This is a genomic window from Achromobacter sp. RT286_PF (genome assembly GCF_059760425.1).
The window spans coordinates 14,721-35,335 of sequence record NZ_JCBAMR010000047.1; the positions used below are offsets into that span (position 1 = coordinate 14,721).

Annotated in this window: 20 protein-coding genes; 16 read left to right on the forward strand and 4 right to left on the reverse strand. The window is 65.0% G+C overall.

Annotated features, from left to right (window positions below; translation table 11 throughout):
* Window positions 1-62: 62 nt before the first annotated feature.
* On the reverse strand, window positions 63-1,049 hold the full coding sequence (locus AC6LJY_RS24860) for a tripartite tricarboxylate transporter substrate-binding protein (protein ID WP_314355736.1): 987 nt from the start codon (window positions 1,047-1,049) through the stop codon (window positions 63-65).
* Between the two features lie 52 nt (window positions 1,050-1,101).
* Window positions 1,102-2,331 (reverse strand): CaiB/BaiF CoA transferase family protein, encoded by a 1,230-nt coding sequence (locus tag AC6LJY_RS24865; protein WP_498136984.1) that lies wholly within the window; start codon window positions 2,329-2,331, stop codon window positions 1,102-1,104.
* A 175-nt stretch (window positions 2,332-2,506) separates the two neighbouring features.
* Between AC6LJY_RS24865 and AC6LJY_RS24870 the strand changes: the two genes are divergently transcribed.
* The 16 genes from AC6LJY_RS24870 to AC6LJY_RS24945 all read left to right on the forward strand — a co-directional run bounded on the left by AC6LJY_RS24870 (window position 2,507) and on the right by AC6LJY_RS24945 (window position 17,665).
* A complete protein-coding gene (locus tag AC6LJY_RS24870) occupies window positions 2,507-3,718 on the forward strand; it encodes an ABC transporter substrate-binding protein (protein ID WP_314355738.1) in 1,212 nt (403 codons plus the stop codon).
* 10 nt (window positions 3,719-3,728) lie between these two features.
* Window positions 3,729-4,571: an HTD2 family dehydratase gene (locus tag AC6LJY_RS24875; protein WP_314355740.1), complete on the forward strand. Its 843-nt coding sequence runs from the start codon at window positions 3,729-3,731 to the stop codon at window positions 4,569-4,571.
* Between the two features lie 42 nt (window positions 4,572-4,613).
* The gene (locus AC6LJY_RS24880; RefSeq protein WP_498136985.1) at window positions 4,614-5,357 is read left to right on the forward strand and encodes an SDR family NAD(P)-dependent oxidoreductase; all 744 of its coding nucleotides are present in this window, start codon (window positions 4,614-4,616) and stop codon (window positions 5,355-5,357) included.
* A gap of 16 nt (window positions 5,358-5,373) precedes the next feature.
* The gene (locus AC6LJY_RS24885) at window positions 5,374-6,345 is read left to right on the forward strand and encodes an NAD(P)-dependent oxidoreductase (RefSeq protein ID WP_498136986.1); all 972 of its coding nucleotides are present in this window, start codon (window positions 5,374-5,376) and stop codon (window positions 6,343-6,345) included.
* Window positions 6,338-7,216, forward strand: coding sequence for an ABC transporter permease subunit (locus AC6LJY_RS24890; RefSeq protein ID WP_314355744.1), 879 nt, complete (start codon window positions 6,338-6,340; stop codon window positions 7,214-7,216). Before AC6LJY_RS24885 ends, AC6LJY_RS24890 begins: the two co-directional genes overlap by 8 nt.
* Window positions 7,209-8,204, forward strand: a complete 996-nt coding sequence (locus AC6LJY_RS24895; protein ID WP_314355745.1) for an ABC transporter permease subunit — start codon at window positions 7,209-7,211, stop codon at window positions 8,202-8,204. Before AC6LJY_RS24890 ends, AC6LJY_RS24895 begins: the two co-directional genes overlap by 8 nt.
* A complete protein-coding gene (locus AC6LJY_RS24900; protein ID WP_498136987.1) occupies window positions 8,201-8,989 on the forward strand; it encodes an ABC transporter ATP-binding protein in 789 nt (262 codons plus the stop codon). The genes AC6LJY_RS24895 and AC6LJY_RS24900 overlap by 4 nt, the downstream gene beginning before the upstream one ends.
* Window positions 8,982-9,773, forward strand: coding sequence for an ABC transporter ATP-binding protein (locus tag AC6LJY_RS24905; RefSeq protein ID WP_498136988.1), 792 nt, complete (start codon window positions 8,982-8,984; stop codon window positions 9,771-9,773). The genes AC6LJY_RS24900 and AC6LJY_RS24905 overlap by 8 nt, the downstream gene beginning before the upstream one ends.
* Window positions 9,770-10,717, forward strand: coding sequence for an SMP-30/gluconolactonase/LRE family protein (locus tag AC6LJY_RS24910; protein WP_498136989.1), 948 nt, complete (start codon window positions 9,770-9,772; stop codon window positions 10,715-10,717). The genes AC6LJY_RS24905 and AC6LJY_RS24910 overlap by 4 nt, the downstream gene beginning before the upstream one ends.
* Entirely contained in the window at window positions 10,714-11,724 is a 1,011-nt protein-coding gene (locus AC6LJY_RS24915; RefSeq protein ID WP_314355749.1) for a Bug family tripartite tricarboxylate transporter substrate binding protein, read from the forward strand. Before AC6LJY_RS24910 ends, AC6LJY_RS24915 begins: the two co-directional genes overlap by 4 nt.
* A 92-nt stretch (window positions 11,725-11,816) precedes the next feature.
* A complete protein-coding gene (locus tag AC6LJY_RS24920; RefSeq protein WP_314355750.1) occupies window positions 11,817-13,019 on the forward strand; it encodes an FAS1-like dehydratase domain-containing protein in 1,203 nt (400 codons plus the stop codon).
* Window positions 13,020-13,053: 34 nt separating this feature from the next.
* A complete protein-coding gene (locus AC6LJY_RS24925; protein ID WP_498136990.1) occupies window positions 13,054-14,220 on the forward strand; it encodes a CoA transferase in 1,167 nt (388 codons plus the stop codon).
* Entirely contained in the window at window positions 14,217-15,446 is a 1,230-nt protein-coding gene (locus AC6LJY_RS24930) for a CaiB/BaiF CoA transferase family protein (RefSeq protein WP_498136991.1), read from the forward strand. Before AC6LJY_RS24925 ends, AC6LJY_RS24930 begins: the two co-directional genes overlap by 4 nt.
* An 88-nt stretch (window positions 15,447-15,534) precedes the next feature.
* Complete coding sequence (locus tag AC6LJY_RS24935) at window positions 15,535-16,116, forward strand: isochorismatase family protein (RefSeq protein WP_314355754.1); 582 nt, start codon at window positions 15,535-15,537, stop codon at window positions 16,114-16,116.
* A 7-nt stretch (window positions 16,117-16,123) separates the two neighbouring features.
* Window positions 16,124-16,936, forward strand: a complete 813-nt coding sequence (locus tag AC6LJY_RS24940; RefSeq protein ID WP_498136992.1) for an HpcH/HpaI aldolase/citrate lyase family protein — start codon at window positions 16,124-16,126, stop codon at window positions 16,934-16,936.
* 81 nt (window positions 16,937-17,017) lie between these two features.
* Window positions 17,018-17,665, forward strand: a complete 648-nt coding sequence (locus AC6LJY_RS24945) for an FCD domain-containing protein (protein WP_314355757.1) — start codon at window positions 17,018-17,020, stop codon at window positions 17,663-17,665.
* A 74-nt stretch (window positions 17,666-17,739) separates the two neighbouring features.
* Here AC6LJY_RS24945 and AC6LJY_RS24950 read toward each other — a convergent pair whose 3' ends face one another.
* Both AC6LJY_RS24950 and AC6LJY_RS24955 read right to left on the reverse strand, forming a co-directional pair.
* On the reverse strand, window positions 17,740-18,543 hold the full coding sequence (locus tag AC6LJY_RS24950; RefSeq protein ID WP_498136993.1) for a DUF6708 domain-containing protein: 804 nt from the start codon (window positions 18,541-18,543) through the stop codon (window positions 17,740-17,742).
* Window positions 18,544-18,593: 50 nt separating this feature from the next.
* Window positions 18,594-20,615, reverse strand: a 2,022-nt coding sequence (locus tag AC6LJY_RS24955; RefSeq protein WP_498136994.1) for a T6SS effector BTH_I2691 family protein, incomplete at its 5' end; no start/stop codon positions are given.

Genomic DNA, 20,615 nt, shown 5'->3' on the forward strand with positions numbered 1-20,615 from the left:
GGTTGGCGGTTCAGGCGCAAGGCGGCATCGCGCCAGGCTGAAACCGATACCAGGCAATAAACCTAATCCACTTTGATATTGGCCTTTTGCGCCACGTCGCGCCAGCGTTGCAGGTCTGTTTTCAGGTCGGCCGTGAATTGCGCGGGTGACTCCAGCACGGGCTCTACCCCGCGCGACACCAGCGCCTGCCGCGCCTGTGGGTCATTCAGGCCGCGGCGCAGCGCGTCGTACAGCCGGTCGGTCAGCGCGGGGCTCAGGTTCGGCGGGGCCAGCACGCCGAACCACGTGGTCGTCAGGAAGGCCGGCAAGCCGGCTTCCTGCATGGTGGGAATGTTCGGGGCGGTGCCGGAGCGCACCGCGCTGGTCACCGCCAACGCGCGCACCTGGCCGCTTTGGATGAAGGGTAGCGACGAGGGCAGGGTATCGAAATAGGCATCGACACGTCCGCCGATCAGGTCGGTCAAGACCTGGCTGCTGCCCTTGTAGGGCACATGCTGAAAGTTTGACACCCCGGAAGACTGCACAAACAACTCGGCGGTCATGTGCGTGATGTTGCCGATGCCGGCAGACCCATAGGGCACCGGTGCCTTGCTGGCCTTGGCGTACCGCAGGAATTCCTCCAGGGTCTTGACCGGCAAGCTCGGGTTCACCACCAGCACCAACGGCGTGTAGCCGACTTCGGTGATCGGGGTGAAGTCGCGTTGCGGGTCGTAGGGCAGCTTGGGAGACAAGGCGGGGCTGATCGATTGCGATGCTGTCACGCCTAGCAGCAGCGTGTAGCCGTCGGCGGGCGCACGGGCCACGTCGGCGGCGGCGATGACGCCATTGGCGCCCGCCTTGTTATCGACAATCACATTCGCATTGAGCGCTACGCCCAAGCGCTGCGCCACCTGGCGCGCCACGAAATCCGCGCCGCCGCCTGGCGGAAAACCCACCACCAGACGGATCGGCTTTTCGGGGTAGTCGGCCAGGGCCGATCCTGTCGTGGCCAACATCACACCGGCCACCACGGCGCGTATCAGGCCCGACATCCTGTTGAGCTGTTTCACTTGCAGTCTCCTTGATTGTTGTCGGGCGCGCGGCAAGCACCCCTTTTTGTCTTTATGCCTGACGGCGCACCGGCGCCCAAGCAAATTCGCCGGCATTCACCGCGGACACCGCGCCATCCTCCAAGAGGGCGCGGCATTGGTCTGGCGATAATCCCGCCGCGTGCAGTACTTCCAGCGTGTGTTCGCCCAGGTCAGGCGGAGGCAGGGTTCGCCCATGGCCTTCCTGACCGTCCAGGCGCGGAAACTCCGGCACGTCGAACGCCAGATCGCGATAGCGCACGCCGCGCAGCTTGCCCGGCTGGCGCGCCTGTTCCGCCTCAAGCACCCGTTCCAGCGGCAGCACTTCCGTGGCGCCCACGCCCGCCTCCTTCAGACGCTTGGCCAGATCATCGAAATGGTGCGCGGCGACGGCGGTCTTGACGATTTCCTCGACCTGTTCGCGGGCTTTCTTTCTGTCTTTCAGCGCCGCCAGCGACGCGTCATGCGCTTGCGGCAAATCAAGCGCCTGGCAGAATTTCAGCCAGTGTGCGTCGGTCAGCATCAACAAGTACATCCAGCGTTCGTCCGACGTCAGATAGGCGCCATAGCCCGGCATGCTGAATTCGCCATGCGGCTCGCGCTCGGGGCGGCCCAGCAGCTGCGTCTTCAATTGCACGCCCACCAGATCGCGCGCTGCCACGTGCAAGCCGGTTTCGTAGAGGCCGATTTCGACATGGCCGCCTTCTTGCGCGGTTTGCGGTTGCAGCATCGCGGCCAGCATGCCGATGACGGCGTAGGCGCCCGCGAATTGGTCGTGGTAGGACGGGCCCAGCCGGCTGGGGCGGCCGTTGACGCGGTTGGCCTCCATCACGCCCGTGGACGCCTCCGCCACCGGGTTCGAGGCCAGGTCGTCGGCCTGCGGGCCATGCGCGTAGCCTCGGATATGGCAGTAGATCAAACGGGGGTTGGCGGCCTGACAGTCGCCGCGCGTCAGCTTCAGCTTGCGCGCGGCCTTGGGCGCCAGGTTGTGGACCAGCGCGTCCGCCGTCGCCAGCAGCGCCATGAACGCTGCGTGGCCGTCGGGCCGCGCCAGATCGATGCAGACGCTTTTCTTGCCGTGGCTATACGCGATGAAGGTGCCACTGGGGCCGCCTCGCACCAGGCTACGGGTGGGATCGCCGCGTGGCGGTTCCACCTTGATCACTTCGGCGCCCAACTGCGCCAGGATGTGCGAGGCAAAGGGGGCGGCCAGCATGGTGCCCAATTCGATCACTCTGCGGCCCGCAAGCGGTGGGGTAGACATGCTGCCTCCTGATGATATGGCGTGAAAGAATGCATTCTATATGTGGCGTATTTGGCTTATAAGGTCTTTTTTGCCTAGGGAAAGCCCGTATTTTTATGCCTCCATAAAAATATAGAATGCATTCTTAGTCGCTCAGCAGACGGCGGCAACCGAAGAACAACCAGGAGACATCACCGTGCGCAGAAGGACTTTTCTTTCCGGCTGTGCCGCGGCAGCCTCGATTTCGCTTCCGGGCTGGGCGCGCGCGCAATCCGTTTCCCCGGGCATCGACGTGGCCGGCAAAACGGTCACGGTAGGCGCCTTCACGCCGATCACCGGACCGGTGCCGTTCTATGCCATCTTGTCCCGCGCGGCGGATGCCTGCTTCAAATGGGTCAATGAAACCGATGCGTTGAACGGCTGGAAGATCAAGGCCGTGAGCTATGACGACGGCTATGAACCCGCCCGCAGCGTGGCCGTGACGCGCCGGTTGGTGGAAGAAAACAAGATCTTCGCACTGGCCGCGCCGGTGGGCACCGCGCAGTCGGTCGCCGTCATCCCCTACGCCAAGGAAGTGGGTTTGCCCATGATCGGCCCTATCGGCGGGGCGTCCGCGCTGTTTGCCGAACGCCTGGTGTTTCCGCTGCTGCCCGACTATGGCTGGTCGGCGGCGTCCAACCTGGACTACGCGTTTGACGGATTGGGCGCCGGCCGCGTGGCCTTGCTGTGGGAAAACGACGAGCTTGGCCGCTCCGCCAAGCGGGGCTTCGACTTGTTGATGGCCGCGCACAACAAGCAGCCCGCCGAATCAATTCCCTTTGAAGTGCGCAGCACGGACTTCACGCCGCATATCCGGCGCATCGCCAATGCGCGGGCCGATGTGGTGATCCTGTTCGGGTCCAACGCCAACCTGGCCGCGGCGTTAAAAACGGCGGATCGCCTTGGGTTCCAGGGCAAGTGGATGGCGCCGTTCTTCACCGCGGACCCCACCACCTACAAGTTGGCCGGCCCGCTGCTGGACGGCGCGTATTTTTCGTCGTGGCTGATGCCGGTGGACGCCGACGACGCCAACATCAAGGCGTACCGCGACACCGTGGCCAGGCTCTATCCCCAAGACCCCATCGGCGTGTTTGGCTTGAACGGCTGGAGCAACGGCGCGCTGTTCGTCAAAGGCTTCCAGATGCTGTTGACCAGCGGCAAGCCGCTGACGCGCGCCAGCCTGGTCGACGTAATGGAAACGATGACCAACGAGACGATAGGCGGGGCGCGCCAAGTCACGTTCAAGGCGGGCGACCATCGCGGCGCGCGCCAGGAAGGCATCATCCAGGCCGCCTCGGGCGGAAGCTTCAAGCTGGTGCGGGACTTCAAGCCCTATCCCGCCGACGTCTTTAACGCAAAACTCGCTTAGGAGCGCAGGCGTGAGCAATGCATACGATGAGTGGGTTGGCCGCGAAGAGGTGCGTACGCAGCACATCGACGCGATGGTGGTGCAGGCCATGGCAGCCACGCTGGACCGTGACGACGCGCCCGGCGCCGGCCGGCCCCTGCCACCCGGCTGGCAATGGCTGTTCTTCAACCCCGCCGTGCGCCGCAGCGGCTTGGGCACCGACGGCCACCCCAAGCGCGGGGGATTTCTGCCGCCGATTGAATTGCCGCGCCGCATGTGGGCGGGCAGCCGGCTGCGCTATGTGGCGGACCTGCCGATCGGCGCCGAGGCGACGCGCCGCAGCCGCATCCAGAAGGTTGAGAACAAGGTAGGCAAGCGCGGGTCGCTGTGGTTCGTCACGGTGGAGCACGCCACGCAGTGCAACGGCGCTACCTGCATCATCGAAGAGCAGGACATCGTCTACCGCGGGGCCACCCCGGCGGGCGCGGCGGCGGCCGCTCCGGCCGAACCCTATGCGGGCCAGGCGCGTTGGGGCCGCGACGTGCAGCCTGACACGACGCTGCTGTTTCGCTATTCGGCATTGACGTTCAACGGCCATCGCATCCATTACGACCAGGCTTACGCTCGCAACGAAGAAGGGTATCCGGACCTGGTGGTGCACGGCCCGCTGACCGCCACGCTGTTGCAGCAGCTGGCGCTGGATTATGGCGATGGACGAGCACTGGCCAGCTTTGAATTTCGTGGTGTGAGCCCGCTGTTTGTGTCGCGCGGCTTTCGTATCGAAGGGCATACGAATGAAGACGGGTCGCTGGCGCTGTGGGCGCGCGGACCGGACGGGGAATTGGCGATGTCGGCCACGGCGACGCTGCGCTGACGGCCGCGCGCAACCCAAGAACATAACCAGGAGACAAGAAAGATGGCACAGCATATGAGCGGCCCGGCAAGTCTTGAAGGCCAGGTGGCATTGATCACGGGCGGCGCGGGCGCCATGGGGCAGGCAATCGCCAAGGCGTTCCGGCAGGCCGGGGCGCGCGTCATCGCGACGGATTGCGTTAAGCAGGAAGAGCTTGGCGGCGGTATCGATTACCGGCGCTATGACGTGACCTCGCGCCTGGAAACGGACCAGGTCATCGACAAGATCCTGGCGGACTACGGCAGGGTGGACATTCTGGTGCTGTGCGCAGGCATCATCGCCCGCACGCCGCTGGGCGACAGCACGGACGAAGAATGGGACGCGGTGATGTCCGTCAATGTACGCGGCGTGGTGAACCCGGCGCGCAAGCTGTTTCCGCTGATGTGCCGACAGGGTTTTGGCAAGATCCTGGCGGCAGGCTCGATTGCGGCCAAGAACGGCGGTGTGGCGTCGGGCCCGGCGTATGTGGCGTCCAAGGCGGCGGTGCACGGCATGATGCGCTGGATCGCCAAGGCGGGCGCGCCGCATGGCGTCTACGCCAACACGCTGGCGCCCGGGCCGGTCGAGACCGCCATGTGGGCCAGCGTGACCAGCGGGGGCGCGCCCTCGGCCAACGGCACGGTGCCGCTTGGCCGCTACGGCAACCCCGACGACATCGCGCAGGCGGCGCTGTTCCTGTGCTCGCCCGCGTCCAACTGGATCACGGGCACGTCGCTGGATATCAGCGGCGGCATGTGGATGGACTAAGCCAAGGAGCCCCACCATGACAGCAGGCAAGCATCCCGTGATCGGCTTTATCGGACTAGGCGTGATGGGCGGCCCCATGTGCCGCAACATGGCCGCGAAGCACCCTGGCGACGTGATCGCCTACGACATGAACGCCGATGCGTTCCAGGTGTTGGAGGGCACCCGTGCCCGACGCGCGCCGGCGATCGCGGATGTGGCGGCACAGGCCGATGTGGTGTTTCTGTCGCTGCCTGGCGGGCCACAGGTCGAGCACGTGTGCCTGGCCCCCGGCGGCCTGACGGATGCGCCGCGCCGGCCGGCGGCGATTGTCGACCTGAGCACCACCACGGTGGCCTCGGCCCGTGGCACCGCTGAACAACTTGCGGCGCGCGGCGTTGCCTTTGTGGATGCCCCGGTGGCGCGCACCCGCGAAGCCGCGCAGCGCGGCGAACTGAGCATCATGGTGGGCGCCGAGCCGGCGCTCTACGAACGCGTCGAACCGCTGTTGCGCTACATCGGGTCCGACGTGACGCGCTGTGGTGACGTCGGGTGCGGGCAGGTGGTCAAGCTGATCAACAACGCGCTGGTGTTCGAGAACACGGTGGCGCTGGCCGAAATGATGGTGCTGGGCGAACGCGCGGGCGTGCAGCCCGAAGTGCTGCTGGATGCGGTATCCAAGGGCTCGGGTGACAGTTTCGTGCTGCGCAACCATGGCCGCAAGGCCATGTTGCCGCGCCAGTTTCCCGAAAAGTCCTTTCCGCCCGAATACGTGTTGAAGGATCTGGGCTACGTGCTTGAACTGGCCGCGCAAAGTGGGCTGGCGGCGCATGTGGCCGAGTTGGCGCAACGCTACTACGCGGCGGCGGCCAGCGGGGGCTTGTCGGGGCGGTATTTCCCGTCGGTGATTGAACTGATTGATCGCGGCGACGGGCCGTCGGCGGGGCAGGCCACCTCGCGAACGCAAGCGCATCCCTTGGCGCCAACGCCGCGGAGTCACGCCCATGGATGACCTGATCGGCTTGGTCTGGGCGGGCGTTGTCAGTGGCTGCCTGTACGCCATGGGGGCGATCGGCATTGTGCTGATCTACAAAAGCTCCAACGTGGTGAACTTCGCCCACGGCAATCTGGCGGGGCTGGCTGCGTTTCTGGTGTTCGGCTTTACCGCCGGCCTGTTCGCCAACATGGCCTGGGGCGCCGCCGTGCTGCTGACGCTGGCGATCATGGTGGCCGTGATGGCGGTCAGCTACTTTTTGATTGCACCGCTGGTCTTCAAGTCCGACCTGACCAGCACCATCGCCACCTTGGGTGTGGGGCTGATTGCGCAGGGCGTCACCCAGCTGCTGTTCGGGTCGAACGTGGTGTCGCTGGACCTGCCGCTGCCCAAGTGGCGCGGCGAAATCGGGCCCGTGCTTGTCACCGCCTACGACCTGGCGGTGCTGGGCACGACCGCGGTGGCGATTGGCCTGCTGTACCTGTTGATCGAGCGCACCCGGATCGGCATCGCGTTCCGTGCGGTGTCGGCCAACCCCTTCGCCAGCCGCGTATGCGGCTTGAATCTGCGCCGCGTGCATTTGTTTTCGTGGGTGGTGGCGGGCTTGCTCGGGCTGGTGGCGTCGCTGTTGATCGTGCCCACCACGTTCCTGTCATCAACCAGTGTGTCCTCGTTCATGCTGCAAGCCTTCGCGGCGGCGGTCGTCGGGGGCTTCAACAGCCTGCCCGGCGCGGTGCTGGGCGGCATCTTCATCGGCGTCATCATGAACTTGCTGTCGTTCTACGTGGCGGCCGAGTTCAACAACAGCTATCTGCTGCTGACCATCCTGCTGGTGCTCAACGTGTTTCCCAAGGGCGTGCTGGCTATCCGTGGAGGTGCCCGTGTCTAGTGTGATGCTATCCACCCCGTCCTTGCCGGCGGACAAGGCGGCAAGGACGGGCGCGTCCCCGCTGCGCCGCTGGTCCAGCGCGATGGGCGCTGCGGGCCTGCTGGCGTTGGTGCTGCTGCCCATGGCGGCGGGCGGCTACTGGACCTACACGCTGGGCCTGTGCTTTGCCAACGCCATCGCCATCATGTCGGTAAGCTTCCTGGTGCGCTATGCCGGCGAAGTGTCCATCGGCCACGGCGTGTTCGTCGCGGCCGGGGCGTACACGGTCGCGTTGATGGAGAAATACCTGGGCGTGTCGCTGCTAGCCAGCCTGCCGGTGGCGGCGGTGGCAGGGGCCATGCTGGGCATGGCGTTCGCGTTCCCGTCGCGCTTCTTGTCGGGTATCTACCTGGCGGTGGCCACGATGGCGCTGGCCTTGGCGCTGCCTGAAGTGCTGCTGCATTTTTCAGCAGTGTCGGGCGGCTATGAAGGCTTATACGTCAAGCTGGACGCATTGCCTGGCCTGGCCAAGGAAACGCAACGCTACTACGTGCCGCTGGTGGGGCTGGTGCTGGTGGCGCTGCTGCTGCGCCACTTTCGGCGGTCGCGCCAGGCGATGGCGTTGCTGCTGATCCGTACATCGCCCCATGCCGCCGAATCGTTTGGCGTGCGGCGCAGTTGGGCGCGGCTGTCGTCCATGGCATTGAGCGGCGCGATTGCCGCCATCGCTGGCGCGATGCTGTCGTTCAGCTCATCCACGGTGTCGCCCAACAGCTTCACGTTGTGGACGTCGATCTTCCTGTTGGTGGGTTCGGTGGTCAGCCTGTATTCCCTGTCGGTCCTGGGCAGCTTGCTGGGCGGGTTGTTCCTGACGCTAATGCCTTTGCTGTTGGCCGGGGCAGGCGACTGGGTGCCGATCCTGTACGGCGCGGCGCTGCTGAGCGTGGTGCTGGGCTTCAACGCGCTGCCCGCGTCGTTGCGCGCCCGCCTGCACGGAGGCAACCCATGAACGCCCGCGCCACGTTTGACACAGACGCGTTGGTGGTGCAGGACCTGTCGTTGTCGTTTGGCGGCATCCAGGTGTTGCAACACATCGGCCTGGACCTGCGCGCCGGTGAAATCACGGGGCTGATCGGCCCGAACGGGGCAGGCAAAACCAGCTTTTTCAATTGCCTGACCGGTTTGTATGCGCCGCAGCAAGGCAGCATCAGCCTGGCGGGCCGGCGGCTGGAAGGCGTGCCCCCCACGGGCCGCGCCGCGCTGGGCTTTTCGCGCAGCTTTCAGCACGTGGCCCTGTGTCCCGAACTGACCATGGCCGAGAACGTGATGGTGGGGCTGTACCGGCAGTCGTCAGCCGGTTGGCTTGATGCTTTTCTGCCCCTGCCGCGCGGCAAGGCGGAACGCGCGCGCCACCGCGAACGCGCCGCTGGCGCCCTGGAACGGCTTGGCGTGGCCGACGTGGCCGATGCCTATCCGTCGCAGCTGCCTCCGGGCGTGCTGCGCCTGTGCGAGATTGCGCGTGCCATTGTGGGCGATCCGCGCGTGCTGCTGCTGGACGAGCCGGCCGCGGGGCTCAATTCGGTCGAGACAGCCGATTTGTCGTCGGCGTTACTGCGGTTGCGCGCGCCGGGCCTGGTCCTGGTGGTGGTGGAACACGATATGGATCTGATCATGGAAGTGTGCGACACCATCCATGTGCTTAACGTGGGCCGCCTGCTGGCGTCCGGCGAACCGGCCCAGATCCGGCTGAACCCGGACGTGGTGCGCGTCTACCTGGGAGACGACGATGCATGACGCGCCGGCAAGCTTGCTAGACGTTGAAGACCTGACGGTGCGCTATGGCGCGGGGCCGGTGGTGCACGGCATCAGCCTGTCGGTCGGCGCCGACACGGTCGCCGCTTTGCTTGGCGCGAACGGGGCAGGCAAGTCCAGCACGTTGCGCGCCATTGCCGGCCTGGAACCGGCGCGCGGCCGGATACGGCTGGACGGGCAGGACATCACGGGGCTGTCGGCGGCGCAACGCTTTCGCCGGGGCATTGTGTACGTGCCGGAAGGACGCGCCATCGTCACCGACCTGACCGTGGCTGAAAACCTGGTGCTGGGGTCGTACTTCGCGGATGCCCGCACGCGGGCGCGCCGCGAGCAAATGGTGATGGATTTTTTTCCAGAAATCGCCGGGCGACGCAATGCGGCCGCCGGTCTGCTCAGTGGTGGTGAACAGCAGATGCTGGCGATAGGGCGTGGGCTGATGTCAGGGCCACGCCTGTTGCTGCTGGACGAACCCTCACTGGGTCTTGCGCCCTTGTTGGTGGCGCGCGTGTACGAACGCCTGGCGATGATCCAGCGCGAACAGCAACTGGCGGCGTTGCTGGTGGAGCAGAGCTTCCATGTCGCGGCAAAGCTTGCCGTGCAGGCCTGGGTGCTGCGTCACGGCCATATCGTAGGAACGCTGGACGAGCGGGCGCTGCGCAGCCGCGAAGGCCGGCAACAGGCCATCGACGCTTATCTGGGCGCCCGCCAGTCGGCCGCGCACGCCGCGCCGGCCACACCGTCACGCATGGACAAGGAACACGCATGAAACACTTGAAGCTGCAAGGCGAAGTGGTGGCAAGCGGGCTGGCGTTTCCCGAAGGCCCCGTTGCCATGCCCGATGGCAGCGTACTGGTCGTCGAGATTGCGGCCGGGCGGCTGACCCGGGTGTTGCCCAATGGCGAACTGCACAAGGTGGCGGACTTGGGCGGTGGGCCGAACGGCGCGGCGCTGGGTCCGGACGGCCACTGCTATGTCTGCAACAACGGCGGCTTCAGTTGGCGCACCGATGACGGCTTCACGCGGCCCACCGGCCCGGCCGAGGACTACGACGGCGGCTGCATCCAGCGGGTAGACCTGGCCACCGGTGCGGTCCAGACGTTGTACACGCACTGCGACGGCATCGCGCTGCATGGTCCCAATGACATCGTCTTCGATGCGCACGGCGGCTTCTGGTTCACGGACTTTGGCAAGACGTTCGAAGACCGGATGCTGCGCGGTGCGGTCTATTACGCTTTGCAGGACGGCAGCGCCATCCGCCGCGCCGCCCATCCGCTGTTGACACCGAACGGCGTCGGCTTGTCTCCGAACGGCAGCCGCCTGTATGTGACCGAAACCGAAACCAGCCGCTTGTGGTCATACCCGATCCAGCAAGCCGGATCGGCGCTGGGCGCTTTGCAATTGGCGCCCTGGCCGTCGCCCAACGGCGGGGAACTGGTGCATGGCTTGCCCGGTTTCCAACGCTTTGATTCCCTGGCGGTGGAAGAGGGCGGCAACATCTGCGTGGCGACGCTGGTACGCGGCGGCATCAGCGTGTTTTCCCCAACCGGAGAACTGCTGGAATTTCACGAGGCGCCCGAAGGCTATTGCACCAATCTTTGCTTTGGCGGCAGCCACCGGCGCACGGCTTACATCACGCTATCCGGCTATGGCCAATTGTTCGCGGCGCCTTGGCCGCGCGCGGGCCTGGCGCTCAATGGGATGCCATCATGACCCGCACCGAAGGTATCAGACCCGCCTTGCCACGGCGCGCCGCGTTGCGCATGGCCTTGATAGGCATCGGCATCATGGCCCTGGGCGGCATGCCGCCCGCGCACGCCGACACCTGGCCCGACAAGCCGGTGCGCATCATCGTGCCGTATGCGGCCGGGCAGGGCGCCGACTTGCTGGCACGGCTGGTGTCGCAGGAATTGGCCAAGCGCCTGAAGCAACCTATCGTCATTGAAAACCGCGCCGGCGCGGGCGGCAACATCGGCTCCGCCACGGCCGCCCGATCCCCTAATGACGGCTACACGTTCCTGTTGGGCACCAACGCCACCAACGCCGCCAACGAATTTCTGTATGCCAACCAAGGCTATGACCCCACGGCCGACTTTACCGGCGTGGCCATGATCGGCCTGCTGCCGATGGTGATCGTGACGTCCGTAGCCGACCTGCCCGCCAACAGTGTGGGGCAACTGGTGCAGCGCGCCCGCGCCCGCCCCGACACGCTGAACGTGGGCCTGCCCAGCACGACTGCGCAGGTGGTGTTCGCCGAGTTCGTGAAGTCGGCGGGCGCGCCGCTATTCGCCGTGAAATACAAGGCGTCGGGCCAATCGCTGACCGACACGCTAGGCGGCCAGATTCCGCTGGTGATCGACACCGTTACCGCCGCGCGCCCCTATCTGGCCAGCGGCAAGTTGCGCGCCGTGGGCATCACGTCGCTCAAGGCCAGCGACATGCTGCCTGGCGTACAGCCGGTGTCCGAGCAGGGCGTGCCGGGGTTTGACGTGGTCGCCTGGGATGCGTTGTTCGCCCCGCGCGGCACCCCGGCGCCGATCGTCAAGCAAATGAGCGAGCACATTCGCCATGTGCTCGAGCAACCCGAAACGCGGCAACGGATGCTGGACATTGGCGTTGAGCCGCTGGTCATGCCGCCCGACGAGCTCAATGCATTCGTCAAGGAAGAAAGACAGAAGTGGGGCGCCATCATCCAGGCGGCCGGCATTCGCATCGAATGACGGCTCGGCCCGAGCGATTTTTTTTTTACGTACTCAAAGAATGCATTCTGCATTCTGTTTATAGGTAAAGGAGCAGCAAAGTGAGCAATGTCATGAATCTTCCCCAAGCTGACGTGGGCAATGCCCCCGCCGAAGGCCGCATCACCGACGAAGCCATCGCCGCCGCGCGCGCCATGATCGGCTTGCACCTGCGTCCCGAGGGGCCGTACTTGCAGGACGCCACGGCAGACACGCTACGCAATTGGTGCAATGGCATTGGCGACTTGAACCCGCTGTACCGTGATGCCGGCTACGCCGCTGGCACGCGCTATGGCACTTTGCTGGGACACCCGATGTTTCCCATGGCCTTCGGTTGGCTGGGGCGCACCCGCTGGGGGCTGCCCGGGGTGCATGGCTTCTACGCGGGCAACGATTGGGAACTGTTTCGCCATGTCCGGCCCGGTGACCGCATCACGGCCATCGAACGCGTGGTGGGCGTCGAAGAAAAGGAAAGCAAGTTTTCCGGCCGGCTGGTCCTGCAATATGTCGAGGCCAGCTACTACAACCAGCGCGGCGAACTCATCGCCCGCGCCCTGGGCACGTGCACCCGCCACGAACGCAAGGCCGCGCGCGATACCGGCAAATACAAGGAAATCGTCCAGCACGAATACTCGGACCAGGAGCGCGACCGCATCGACGAGATGGTGCTGGACGAGCCCAAGAACATCCGCGGCGCGAACGTGCGCTATTGGGAAGACGTGCAGGAAGGCGAAGAGCTGCCGACCATCGCGCGCGGCCCCTTGTCGTTGATGGACACGATGGGCTTTCTGGTCGGTTGCGGACGCGGCCACACACACGGCGTCGTGTTGCAGGCGGCGGTCAAGCATCCGGGCCACTTCTTCCGCAACCCGGAGGCGGGCGGCGGCGTGGAATACACCGGCATTGGCCACCACCGCGAATCGGTCGCCAAGGAAGTGGGCGTGCCCGGCACCTACGACTACGGCCCGCAGCGCTCGTCGTGGATGTGCTCGCTGGTCACCAACTGGATGGGTGACGCCGGCGTCATCAAGCGCGTGCGCACTGAAATGCGGCGCTTCAACATCATGGGCGACACCACGTTCTGCAAGGGCCGTGTGCTGCGCAAGTACGTCAAGGACAACACAGGTCTGGTCGACATCGAACTGGCCGCCGAGAACCAGCGCGGCGAATTGACCACGCCGGGTATCGCCACCGTGGCATTGCCGTCGCGCGACGTACGCCTGCCGGCGTTCCTGGATGGCTCGGGCGTGGACCTTGAATTGCCCGTGACCCGCTGATCGGCCCGTGGCCGCAACCTTTCGAGACGCCTCTATGCAGTCCAACCAACCGCAACAAACCGCCATGCTGCCTTTGTCGGGCTGCCGTGTCCTGGAGCGCTCGAACACGGTTGCGGCCGCCTATGCCGGGCGGATGCTTGCCGTCATGGGTGCGCGTGTCGTGATGCTGGAGCCGCCCGGCGGCTCGCGGCTGCGGCACGCGCCGCCGCTGATTGACCAGAGCGGCGACAGCGCACTGTTTTCCTATCTGGCCGTGGGCAAGCGCAGCCTTGAGGCAGACCTCGCGACGGCGCCGGGCCGCGCGCTGCTGGCACGGGAACTGGACGACGCGGACATCCTGATCGACGACACACCCGTGCGCCAACGCACGGCGCTGGGCTTGTCGCCGGACGAGATCAGCCGCCACTGGCCCGATCTGGTCCACGTTAGCGTCCTGCCGTTTGGGGCAACGGGTCCCAAGGCGGATTGGGATGGTGAAGAAATCAACCTGCTGCACGCGGGCGGCGAGGGCTACCTGCTGCCCAACGGCTTGTCGCACGAGCTTTTTCCGGATCGGCCGCCGCTAAAGATCTATGGGCATTTCGCTGGCTACCAAGGCGGCGCGATGGCGGCGCTTTGCGCCTTGTCGGCGTGGTGGGCCGTGCCCTCAGGCGGCGGCCAATACGTGGATGTGTCGGTGCAGGACTCGGTGTTGTCCGTGGGCGCGTTCGCCTTGCAGCGCCTGGGCGACGGGTCACTGGAACATCGCGCCAGCCGCCGCTTTCGTTACGGGGGCGTGTTCCAGGCGCAAGACGGCTACATCGAACTGCTGACGTTGGAAGACCGGCAGTGGGCGTCCCTGGTCGAGCTTCTTGGCCGGCCCGCCTGGGCGGCGGATCCGGGCCTGCGCGATCCGCTGGAACGCAGCCGGCGCGGCGACGAGATCAATAGCCATATCCGCGCATGGATGGCCCGGTATGCCGTCGACGACATCGTCCGCCGGGCGCAGGAGCTTGGCGTGCCCGCCGCGAAATACCGCTTGCCTGCCGAGGTGATCGACGGCGAACAGGAGCGGGCGCGCGGCCTCTTCGCACCCGCTGTGTTGGCCAGCGGGCTGGAAGCGGACATCCTGGTGGCGCCGTTCCAGTTTCGCTCCACGCCCCTGCCGCGTGCGGGCGCCGTGCCCGCCTTGAACGAAATGGCGCAGGAGGTGACGGCATGACCCAGGCATCTTCCGGCAGTGCATCGCCCCGCGCACTGCGCGCCCCACTGGCTGGCGTGCGCGTCGCGGACTTCACCATTCACGCGGCCGGGCCGTTCTGCACGCACCTGCTGTCGCAGCTTGGCGCCGAGTGCATCAAAATCGAAAGCGCGACGCGGCCCGACGCATTTCGCAAACCGCATGCGGTATATGGCCGCATGTCGGCCGCCACGTTCGACCAGGTGTCGGCCAACAAACTGTCCGTGCGCCTGAACCTGAAGCAGCCCGAAGCCGTGGCGCTGGCCAAACGTATCGTGGCGCTGTCGCAGGTGGCCGCCGAGAGCTTCCGGCCCGGCGTGATGAAGCGCCTGGGCCTGAGCTTTGACGCCCTGCGAGAAGCGAGGCCTGATCTGGTGTTGTTGTCGCTGTCTTCGTGCGGCCAGACCGGTCCCGATTCCCACTTTGCGGGCTATGCGCCCTTGTTCGGCGCCTGGGGCGGGTTGGGCTGGATGAGCGGCTATCGCGATGGTCCGCCCGTGGAAATGCGGCATGTGATGGACCACGCGGCCGGCGTGCACGCCGCGCTTGCCACCCTGGCCGCCCTGAACCAACGCCGCCGCACGGGGCAGGCGCAGCACGTGGACCTGGCCGCGCGCGAGGTGGCCTCGGCCATGATCGGCGACGCGCTCGTGCTGGCCAGCCTGGGCTTGACCGCCGAGCGCCCCGGCAACGACGACGCGGCAATGGCGCCCCACGGCGTCTACCTTACGGCCCAGCCCGACCGTTGGCTGACGCTGGCCGTGCGCAATGACGCTGAGTGGCAGGCGCTGACCCAAACGCTGGGGCACGGCACGGGCGACGCCCGCTACGCAACCGCCGCGCGTCGGCGGCAGCACCGGCAGGAACTGGACAATGTGCTGACGCAATGGCTGTCGACCCGCGAGGCCGACGCCACCGCCGAACGGCTGCAACAGGCCGGCGTCTGCGCGCATGTGTCGTGGACCATGCAGGACGTGGCCGTGGACCCGCATTTGCGGGCTCGCGGCGCCGTCACGCCCGTAGAGGCGCCCGGCATCCCGGCCCGGCTGGCGGTCGGTGCACCCGCCCGCTTCAGCGGTGCGCCCGAGGTGGGCATCCGGCGCTTGACCCCCGCCTTGGGGCAGGACGAGGATTACGTTTTCGGTGAGCTGCTGGGCCTTAGCGCGTCGCAGCGTGCGGACCTGGAATCGCGCGAGGTAATTCTTTGATGTTGTCCGACCTCGCTAACTTTGCCGTCGCGGGGCCGGCCGATATGTGCGCAAACCGCATTTACCCATCACATCACAGGAGTCATCAATGAAGGACGCCATCTATCTGGTGCTGGACATGGAAAACGATCTGGTCCACGCCGACGGCCCGAACGGCCGCGCCGCCTACGGCGAACAGGTGCGCAGCCGCGCCATTCTTCCCAATACGCGCCACGCCTTGGACAAGGCGCGCGCTGCCGGATTGCACATCGGTTTTGTGCGCGTGGGTTTTTCGCCGGACTACCGCGAATGCCCGCCCCATTCACCAATCTTCTCGGGCGCACGCAAGAACGGCATCTTCAAGCTGGGGGAGTGGGGCACGCAAGTGCACCCGGATCTGGGGCAGCAGCCGGGCGACTTCGACATCGTCAAGCATCGCGTCAGCCCGTTCTACAGCACCACGCTTGAGGCCATCCTGCGCGCGAACGGCATCAAGCGCATCTACTGCTCGGGCATTTCCACCAATGCGGTGGTGCAAGCCACCGTGCGCGAAGGCCACGACCGCGACTACGACATGGTGGTGCTGGAAGACTGCTGCTGCGGCGCCAGCACGGATGAACACGAGATTGCCATCAAGTCATTGCAGCGCTTTTGCCGCATCACCAGTTCCAAAGATGTTGACTTCGAATGAGGCGCCCGTGAACCAACCCGCCCGCAGCCTGTTGTTCGTGCCAGGAGACCGCCCCGACCGCTACGCCCGCGCGGTGGACAGCGGCGCCCAGGCGGTCATCCTGGATCTGGAAGACGCCGTTGCGCCATCGGCCAAGGTCCAGGCTCGCACCGACGTTGCCGCCTGGCTATCGCAGGGGTGGCGCGCCATCGTCCGCATCAACGCCGTGGACACCGAGTGGTTCGATGACGACGTCCGCATGCTCCGCGGCATGACCGGCGCCGGCATCATGCTTCCCAAAGCCGACGCCGCGGCGTTGGCCTGCCTGGCGCAGGTGCTGCCGGGCAGGCCCGTTATCGCGCTGTTGGAAACGGTGCGCGGCTATGTGGACCTGCCGGCCATGGCGCGGCACCCCGGCGTCGACCGTATCGCTTTCGGCAGCGTGGACTTTTCCGTGGACAGCGGCATCGCGGACGAGGCCGACGCCATGACCGCCATTCGCACCGCTATCGTCCTGGCTTCTCATCAGGCGGGCCTTGCGCCACCCATAGACGGCGTCAGCCTGGAATTGAACGACCCGCTGCAGATGGCAGCTGACGCAAGGCGCGCCCGGCAACTGGGATTTGGCGGCAAGCTGTGCATCCACCCGCGACAGGTCGGCGCCGTCAACGCCGCGTATCAGCCCAGCGCCGACGAGCAAGCTTGGGCACGACGCGTGCTTGCCGCCTTCGACGCCAGCCAGGGGGCGGCTTGCGCCGTGGACGGCAAAATGATCGACAAACCGGTCGTCGAGCGTGCGCGCCGCATCGCTGCGGAATCGCAACGTGCGGTCGGGGCTTAACGGTTAGAATCTGCCCCATTGGGGCTTCGCGGCCTGTAAACAGGGTTTTACCGGCCAGTCCGGGCCACTCAGGCTTAATCAATGGAATACCGAACGAAAGAGGAACAAGTCGCGGACTATTTGCGAGAGCGGATTATCTCGGGGGTATTTCCGCGCGGTTCGCGATTGAAACAGGCAGAGATCGCCGAGCAACTCAAGCTAAGCATCACGCCCGTGCGTGAGGCGCTCAAGCTGCTTGAAGCCGAGGGCTATATCAGCGGCGATTCCTACCGCGGTGCGCGCGTCGTACCCTTCGATGCCGGCGCATCCGCCGAGATCCTGCAACTGCGCCTGCTGCTGGAATCGCAGCTGGTGCGCGCCGCCATTGAACGGATCACCACGCAGGACATCACCGAACTCCGCGTGCTGGCAAACGACTTCGCCAAGGCCTTTGAAACGGGCGACCGCGCTATTGCGCGAGGTATCAACTACCGCTTCCATCGCCAGCTTTACGACATTGCGCAGCTACCCCAGACGCTGCACTTCGTGCAGATCCTCTGGGCACGCTACCCCTTCGACCTGATCAATTCCGCGTCCAATCGTGGCGAGGACGCAGTTCGCGAACACGAAGAAATCCTGCAAGCGTTTGCGTCGGGAGACGCCTCCGCGGCAATGTTGGCGATGCGCAAGCATATCGAGTCCGGCTGGACGGTGCTGAAGTCGCTGAGCGAATCGCAAGCGGCGGGTTGACAACGGTGACACGGGGCGCTGCGCGAGGGGCTAAATTAAGGCGCTGACTTCAGGCGCTGAGTCGGGCAGATGCATCAGCCATCCGTCGTGTCGGGTCCGCTACGCGATTCCGCATCCATGTCGGCCGGCCATTGCACTCTTGGCGCCAAGCGCAGGGCCAGATTGCACGGCGGCGCTTTGTTCGGGTCGTTGAATGTTTCGACAGCGGGCAGGGCGCCGGGCCCGTACTGCATATAGGCGCGGACATAATCCCACGAACTGCCTTCGTCCTGGCCAACGCTTAACGGAAACCGATCAATCACCTGGTTAGTGCCCGGCTTGACGACCGCGATCGACACGCCCCACGTAATGATCAGGCCGCCTTGGCCGGTGGCTCCACGTTGCCGCCAGACTTCGGCGCGCAGGTCGGTCCAGTGATACGCGTTTGTGGTGACGCCCCAGCGGGCGAAAGGGTTCCACCAGATGTAATGGAACCGGTAGACGTATACCTTGCGGCGCAGACGATTGAAGCGGATGGGCTCGTCACGGGGAATGGAAATATCAACCCGGATCATGGTGACGGTCCACCACAGCATCGCGATGGCGCCTACCGCGACTTCCAGCGGAAACATCGTTTCTGACGTTGCCAGGATGTATATCGAGAAGGCCAGCCACGTGATACCCAGTGGGGCCAAGGCCAACAGCAGCCCCCGCATTTTGTGCGTCTTGCGGCTTAACTCAAGGCAAGCGGCGTCCATCGAATTAATGGCGGGAATTTCATAGTCGCGGATCGGTGTTGATGAGTCTTCATCAGGCCCGGGCAAATCATGGACCCATCCGCGATGCGCGGGGGCAAGAGCGGGCCTGTTTGCACCACGAATCCCGTTTTTTTTTAGCAATACCGACTCCGGCGAGAAATGACGTTTCTTTGTTGGGCATTCATTTGCCGTTAGCGCTGCGCTCTGGCCGTGATTTCGCCGTAGAGGCTGGCATCGGCTGTGTCCGGCCAGTACCTGATTTTGAGCGTCGCGGATTCAATGTCTGCATCGTCCAGGTCTAGTAGGATTGTCCCGGCAATCAGCGGCAGCGTCGCGGTGGGGCGGTGTGTGGCGGCCTCGTCGACGTGGTATCCCGGTCGCTTGGGGACAGGTGATACTTCTCCAAGTGGTGAAGCCCTGTGCTGCTCTGCAATAACGACTTGTTCAGGGGTGTGCCTTTTCAATGCCATCGACATGGCATATCCAGACCGTTCTGCGGACCAGACAGGTAGGGTGATGCTGTATTCAAGCGTCGTTCCCCAGTGCATTCCGCTACCGATCACCAGCGCGGTCGACAGCCTTGGCTTGAGATGAAATCCAAAGCTCGTTTCCAGTCCCAGCAAAGCCGCGTTTAGAGCGCCGATTGCAGTATCTTTGTCTACGTTTGCCAGCACGCCTTTGTCGATTTCAATCTGTGGATCATAGTAGGCTGGAACGGAAACGCCGGTTCTCGCAGCGTTCCACCATACGGCCGGGTTTTCGTCATGGTTGCCAAAATAGCAACGGCGTGCCCATTGTTCGAGGGAAGTGGATCTATTTCTTTTTGCATTTGCCGAAGCGGCGTAGGCGAGCAGACCCAAGACAATCGCCCATCCCAACGGACCAAGAAGCGATGACGCCCCGGCGAGTGCTGCGTACGCTGCGACCCATCCGGAAAGTATGGCGAGCCCACTGGCAAAGAAGTAACGGTTGCGTGCGACGACATCGCCGGATCGCCCCGCTCGTAGAGCGGCAGAACCGAACTGCAACCCTTCCACGACGCCCGATAGGGCACTCGTCACGCCGCCAAAGCGAATCATGCCCTTGCCCAGCATCAACGCGTTCGTAGCGCGCGTTTCGGCGATAGAGGCCCTTTTCATCGCCTGCACCACGCTTCGTATTCCCACGCCCGTCGCCTCAATGGCCACACCCATGGTGCCCATCGCGCTTGCCGCAACGCCCCCGACGGCTTCCGGGTATTGGTCACCCGTTACGCGTTCCAGCTCTTGCAGGCTGCTTTTCAGCCCATCCTGCTGGAAGAACAATGCGCCCATGGACAACGCCACGTCCAGGTTCGCCATCCCGCGCATACCCACGAAGGCCCCATGTGCTCGGAGCTTTGCATCGGCTGCCGTGGTGCGCAGCTGCCCGGCAATCGCCTGCGCCTTCGGTTCCAGTCCGCCCGCGCTTACCAGCACGCTGCGCCAGCCGGCTTCCATGGCGTTCGCACCGGCTTCGGAAACCGCGGTCAATTTCTCTTTTAGCCCTTCCGCTGTGTCCGCAATCCAAAACGTGGCTTTGAATACCTGGTTCTGCGCTGGACCGGGCAATGTCAACATGCCGCTGAAGATCAGCGCGCGGGCCTTCTTGCCGGCATCCTTCGCGGCCTTGTCGTACTGCTGGCGCATCTGCTGGGTAAGTAATTCCTGATACTCGCCCAATGTCAGTTCAAGCTGAACGCGCAGCATTTGGACGCGCTCGCATAGCAGCAGGGCGGCTTGATGCACCGTGGCGGCCACGGGTAGAAGCTGTTCTTGCGCCCGTGCGTCCATCGTCAACATCGCGTTGATCATCGCGCCTTGCAGTTGGCCCACCGCGTCTCTCACGCTGCTGCGTAGGTACATATCGCCTTCTTGCGAGGCCATCACGTCTTTGATCGCGGCATACAGCTTGCCGGAATCATTGGCCTTGAAGCCTTCCGTAAAAGTGGGACGCAGGCCTTCGAGCAGGCTGGCGTTCTTGGCCAGTAGCGCCTGGTACAGAATGCTGTCGGGGTTTTCCAGCAAGGCCTTCCACAGCTGCTGCGTGGGACCAAGATCCGCGCCACCAACCGGGGGCGCTTCGCTGGGGCCGCCGTCCAGGCAGGCTGCCACCATCTTGGTGTACGCCGCTGCCGAGTGCGGATCGGTAGCCGAGTAGTCGTATCGCGCGATGCGCAACCAAGCCAGGGATTG